Genomic DNA, 4,905 nt, shown 5'->3' with positions numbered 1-4,905 from the left:
GTCAAGGAGTATTTGCAATTTCAAGATGCAACTAGCCCAAGTCAATTACCTATTAGTAAGGTGGATGCTCTCGTCAAAAATATGTGTCTCGCTTGGTCTGCTAATTACATTGGAGATTCAAATCAAGCTGAGTTTTTGTATGAACAACAAGTGCTAAATGCTGTTGCTAATGGGGCTGATGAATTGACAGCAATTAGCGAATGGATGCAACAGGTGCAAGGGGCTAACGCTGGGATGGCTTAGGGACATTTATAGGAGTCATGAATCAGAGTGTTTCTGGCTCCTATTCCCATTTATTAATTACACACGAGTCAACCATGAAAATCATCATTACTGTCGTTGAGCAAATTATAAGTGAAGCTCACGTTAATATTCCCGATGGATTAACCCAAGAAGTAATCAAGGAAGAAATAGTCGCTAGATACAACTCTGGTCAAATGGCAACTGATTTCAATATTGCTCAAGTCGATTTTGTATCCATCAGCGCAAAGATTTTAAAAACTGAATCCAAAGAATTTGAGGCAACTGTATGACTAAGAATTTTACTAATTCAGAAAATTGCAACTGTCATCAAATTGCTAATGTTCTCCACTTGAATTTATCAACAGTCCGTCTTTGGATAAACCGGGGCTGGCTTAAAGCTAACAAGCGCAGTCCAAAATACTACGAAATCGGGATGACCCATCTCAAGCAGTTTTTAGAGAACCCACCGCAGCAAATCAAAAAACGCATTGCCAGTCTGGATACCGCAGCTATCAATCATCTTCTGAAGGGGAAAGCGTAAATGGAAGCTATCACTGAACTAGAAAAATGCTGGTATCTCTCGCCACCTTGGGGTCAAGAAATTCCCCCAGTTGAAATCAATTTATCTGAAAAAGTCTATCTAAAGACCAACAGAACATTTGGCTACTGCTTAGGAGTGCAGTGGTATGGCGATTGCTGGAATTACATTATCGAGATCAAAAATGATTTTAAATACGCCACAAAACATCAAATTATTGCCACCGGTAATATACAACCCAGCACTGTGAAAAAACCTGCTTTCGTGTTGGGAGAGCGCGTACTGTTGCAATTTGGCGATCGCGGCACAAAACAACGGTTAATTTTGGGGATTGAGTTAATCGAAAAGTCCTGGTTTTATCTGGTGGAGTTGGCATCACCTAGTTTTTCTGCATCATCCACTATGACCAATCGCTTTTCTTTGGTGCGAGAAGAAGACTTGGTACGGGTGAAGGTCTGAATTTCTCCACCAGCCTCAACAACTTTTCAATCGTTAGCACAATCGCACAACTAAAACTATGTCACAAACAGAACTTGCACAAATCATAGAACAGATAAAACAAGAGATTGAAGTTGACGCATCTGGTAAAGCCAAAGCCAGTGTTAGAGCCACTGCAAGATTAGCTGGGGTAGATGAAAAAGCAATCCGCAACACTCTAGATACTGCGGAATTAAAGCCATCAAAATTAGCCCTAATGCTTATGGAGCATGGTTTTCAATCTGCGGAACTACTAACATGGAAAACTTGCGGCATCCCAGACATAGCGATCGCCCTCATTTTGGAGTACTACGGTTTTGAGGCTGCCAGATATTGTACTAAACAAGCAAGACTTGTATGCCGTTCATTTAACACTATCGGTATTCGGGCTTGGATTCAAGAAAAGTTGGGTTGGACAAAACCCGTAGCAGCTAATGAAACCGCTATGACCCAAATTCAACTACTGGCAGCAATTGCCCAACAGATGGCCGAACAGGAACAGCGTTTGCTAGAGCAGGAACAGCGTCAACATGAAATACTGTACCGAATCAAAGCTGTGGAAGTCGAGCAGGACAGGTTCAATACACCGTGTGGTCACAAGTACAGTATCGTGGGTTTTGCTAATCTTCAGGGTTTAGAGATATCAGTCAAAGAAGCTGGTGCTAAAGGACGTAAAGCTAGTGCATTATGCCGCAAAAAAGGGATTGAGATAGAGCGTATTCGTGATCCACGTTTCGGCAGAGTTGGACTATACCCCGAAAGCATTTTGATTGAAGTTTTCTCTGCGGGTCAACATCCAAGTGCAAAAATTTCCGGCAAGAACATTTCCCCCGAACAGTAAAAAGCAACCGCACAAGAATCGGCGATCGCGGAGAAAGAAAATAGGTTACTTACAGATTGATCGTCAGGATTTTTTTCTTGCTTTTTTTGTCGCTCAACACGACTGTATTGTAGGGTAATGTATCCGTTCCCAGAGGAATTGGCAGCCTAAAACTGGGGCTTTTATGATCGAGTTCGCCTAAATCAATGCTTTTTCTTATATCACCATCTGTTGCAAGATTTGCGGTAAGTTCGCCTTTATAATTTTCAATTAAAAAGTCTCTAAAGAAAACGACTTCCCCAGCATCAGGATCTATACCAAGGATGACCGTACCGCTAAAAGTTGCACCTTTTCGTTCTTCATCAACCGTTGCCATTGTGATTTCCGAGGAGTCTTGACCGGACATATCTGCCATAAACTTTTTCCTCTTGCGAATTCTCAACAATTGAAAATGATTTTACAAGAGCGCTATGGGCGATCGCAAAACTCTCAGGACGTATTTCTGCATCGGTCTTGCAAATGTATAACCAAGTTACGGGAGTTGACCCTGCCATTGCATCCATAAGTCTTGGTGCAGTACGCAAATTTCAGATTAAGCCAATCTCTGGCAGACCCACGGATTTCTGGTTGGAACACGGCAGCCTACTTTTGATGCACCCTGGCTGCCAATCTACGCATCTGCACCAACTACCGAAGACAAATAAGATTGTTGGCACTCGTATCAATCTTACCTTTCGTCCACATACAGGCGGTAAAAGATAAGACCAAAAAATCCTAAACGGAGGTTTACTGCATCAGCCTAATGATAGACACTTATCAAGTTGTATGAGGGTTAATTGATTGGTTAATAAGAAATCAGAATCTCTCAAAGCATTCTCTCACAATACTTTCTGGCTTTAAAACCCTAATTTATGAGAATACTTGCCGATGGTTAGATTGTTTAAATCTGCACTACAGGTTATATTATCTCGAAATATTAGTACATGAGTACTGTCAAAGATTTACCTCTCATTCATACACCTTCGATATTCATCACACACTTGGGAACTGCTGATTTAACGCTTTTATCAATCTAATGACTGTTTTTTGGACTTTTTTAAGCGGTATAGAGTAATACCGCTTAGTTTCCTATGCACTTACGGAGGAACTATGCACGCGAACACGACTAATCTTGAACCACATCATCTGCAAGAATGGCTTAATAGTGGCGTTGACGAAGAATTGATTGCCCTGAATGTAAAGTCGCTTTACGGTACAGTACCATACGAATACTTGCTCTACAGCGATAAAATCTCACGCCGTAACGACGGACGACTTCGTGATAGGGATTTGAAGAAGTACCAGCATATTGAACTCGGTGGCTGGTGGTGCGGTGGCATCGACCCCCTCAACGAGTACACCCTGATGATGTGGGGCTGTTTCAAACCCGACAAGCCCCGACGAGATCCGCAGAAAATCCACAAACACATCAAATATGAGCATCCTTATAGAGAACAAATACGAGCCTTCTTTTTGAACGTCACAAAGAAGATTTGGGCTAGAGTCTCCAATCGTTCTGGTATCCCCATCACTGATGAAGATTTGATGCACCCTTGGGGATTCTGGCATTGGGTTTGGAAGAACAATGTACCAGTCATTATCGTAGAGGGAGCCAAAAAAGCTGCTTGTTTGTTGAGTGCGGGTTATGCGGCGATCGCCATCCCTGGAGTCAACGCAGGGTATCGCACACCTTATGATGAATACGGGACTGCCACTGGTAAAGCATCGTTAATTCCAGAACTAAAGCATTTCGCCACCCCAGGCAGACAAATCAATATCTGCTTTGACCACGACAGCAAACCCGAAACAGTCCAACGAGTCAGAACTGCTATCAGCCGCATGGGTCGGTTGTTTGTGGGCGAAGGCTGTGAGTTACGGATCATTGACCTCCCTGGCCCAGACAAAGGTGTTGATGATTTTGTCGTCGCGCAAGGTCAAGCGGCATTTCATGCACTCTACAATACAGCAGAGGCTTTAACTTTATGGGAAATCAAATTATTCACTTTATTAACCTATCCTCCAGCGATCGCAATGAACCAACGGTTCTTAGGTGAGTTGATTGCACCTGTTGGCGAAAAGTTGATTGTTCTCAAAGCACCCAAAGGGACAGGTAAAACCGAATGGTTGACTCATGAGGTGGCTAAAGCTCATGACCAACGGCGGCGCGTGCTTATCATCACCCACCGCATTCAATTGGGTGAGGCACTGTGCGATCGTTTTGGTGTTGATTACGTTAGTGAACTCTACACATCTGACACCGGGGGTTTATTCGGCTTCGGTGTATGCGTGGACTCGTTGCACAAAGACAGTCAAGCTCGGTTTGACCCTAACGACTGGTCAAACGATGTCGTCATTATAGATGAGTGCGATCAAGTGTTCTGGCATTTGCTCAACTCCACCACAGACGTGCAAAAGCGCCGTGTGTCAATTCTTCGCAACTTTAAGCAGTTGGTACAGAATGTCTTGGGTAGCGAACACGGTAAAATTTACCTTTCTTCTGCCGACGTGTCAGATACAGATGTCAAGTACATTTTGTCTCTGGCTGGAGAATATCAAGTTAACCCGTTTGTGATCGTCAACAATTACCAGTCGGTGTCTGGCAAATGTTACAACTATTCTGGTAGCAACCCCAAGAATTTAATCGCGGCGTTAGACAAGGCGATTGAGAAAGGGGGACACCATTTATCTAGTTCCGTGAGAAGACTCCCGCCACACCTGAACGGTTGGCGGTGAGATGAATCGCGGGTCAAAAACGCAACACCTTCTGACCAAAATTAAGCGTAAGCGA

At 43.4% G+C, this 4,905-nt stretch carries 7 protein-coding genes and 1 pseudogene; 7 read left to right on the top strand and 1 reads right to left on the bottom strand.

The window, feature by feature from the left end:
- The 5 genes and pseudogenes from H6G14_RS32795 to H6G14_RS32775 form a co-directional block, all read left to right on the top strand.
- A pseudogene (locus H6G14_RS32795) lies at positions 1–243 on the top strand (hypothetical protein); the annotation flags it as partial.
- A 74-nt stretch (positions 244–317) separates the two neighbouring features.
- Positions 318–533: a hypothetical protein gene (locus H6G14_RS32790; protein ID WP_190573126.1), complete on the top strand. Its 216-nt coding sequence runs from the start codon at positions 318–320 to the stop codon at positions 531–533.
- Positions 530–784 carry a MerR family transcriptional regulator gene (locus tag H6G14_RS32785; protein ID WP_190573124.1) on the top strand — a complete coding sequence of 85 codons (255 nt, stop codon included), beginning with the start codon at positions 530–532 and terminating at the stop codon, positions 782–784. The genes H6G14_RS32790 and H6G14_RS32785 overlap by 4 nt, the downstream gene beginning before the upstream one ends.
- Positions 785–1,240 carry a DUF1392 domain-containing protein gene (locus H6G14_RS32780; protein ID WP_190573122.1) on the top strand — a complete coding sequence of 152 codons (456 nt, stop codon included), beginning with the start codon at positions 785–787 and terminating at the stop codon, positions 1,238–1,240.
- A gap of 58 nt (positions 1,241–1,298) precedes the next feature.
- Positions 1,299–2,099: a hypothetical protein gene (locus tag H6G14_RS32775; protein ID WP_190573121.1), complete on the top strand. Its 801-nt coding sequence runs from the start codon at positions 1,299–1,301 to the stop codon at positions 2,097–2,099.
- A 49-nt stretch (positions 2,100–2,148) separates the two neighbouring features.
- Here H6G14_RS32775 and H6G14_RS32770 read toward each other — a convergent pair whose 3' ends face one another.
- Complete coding sequence (locus tag H6G14_RS32770) at positions 2,149–2,493, bottom strand: hypothetical protein (RefSeq protein ID WP_190573119.1); 345 nt, start codon at positions 2,491–2,493, stop codon at positions 2,149–2,151.
- Between the two features lie 104 nt (positions 2,494–2,597).
- Here H6G14_RS32770 and H6G14_RS32765 point away from each other — a divergent pair, with 104 nt between their 5' ends.
- Together H6G14_RS32765 and H6G14_RS32760 are read left to right on the top strand one after the other, a co-directional pair.
- Positions 2,598–2,840, top strand: coding sequence for an alpha-ketoglutarate-dependent dioxygenase AlkB (locus H6G14_RS32765; protein WP_190573117.1), 243 nt, complete (start codon positions 2,598–2,600; stop codon positions 2,838–2,840).
- A 387-nt stretch (positions 2,841–3,227) separates the two neighbouring features.
- Positions 3,228–4,850 carry a DUF3854 domain-containing protein gene (locus H6G14_RS32760; protein WP_338421260.1) on the top strand — a complete coding sequence of 541 codons (1,623 nt, stop codon included), beginning with the start codon at positions 3,228–3,230 and terminating at the stop codon, positions 4,848–4,850.
- Positions 4,851–4,905: the final 55 nt, after the last annotated feature.

The organism is Nostoc parmelioides FACHB-3921 (assembly GCF_014696625.1).
Classification (GTDB): Bacteria; Cyanobacteriota; Cyanobacteriia; order Cyanobacteriales; family Nostocaceae; genus Trichormus; species Trichormus parmelioides.
The sequence above is the reverse complement of the archived record's forward strand: the minus strand, read 5'-3'. Positions and strand labels throughout refer to the sequence as shown.

Bases quoted from the DNA above. Each gene is read 5' to 3' on its own strand.
- H6G14_RS32790 (WP_190573126.1), top strand. From the start codon at position 318: ATGAAAATCATCATTACTGTCGTTGAGCAAATTATAAGTGAAGCTCAC.
- H6G14_RS32785 (WP_190573124.1), top strand. From the start codon at position 530: ATGACTAAGAATTTTACTAATTCAGAAAATTGCAACTGTCATCAAATT.
- H6G14_RS32780 (WP_190573122.1), top strand. From the start codon at position 785: ATGGAAGCTATCACTGAACTAGAAAAATGCTGGTATCTCTCGCCACCT.
- H6G14_RS32775 (WP_190573121.1), top strand. From the start codon at position 1,299: ATGTCACAAACAGAACTTGCACAAATCATAGAACAGATAAAACAAGAG.
- H6G14_RS32770 (WP_190573119.1), bottom strand. From the start codon at position 2,493: ATGGCAGATATGTCCGGTCAAGACTCCTCGGAAATCACAATGGCAACG.
- H6G14_RS32765 (WP_190573117.1), top strand. From the start codon at position 2,598: ATGTATAACCAAGTTACGGGAGTTGACCCTGCCATTGCATCCATAAGT.
- H6G14_RS32760 (WP_338421260.1), top strand. From the start codon at position 3,228: ATGCACGCGAACACGACTAATCTTGAACCACATCATCTGCAAGAATGG.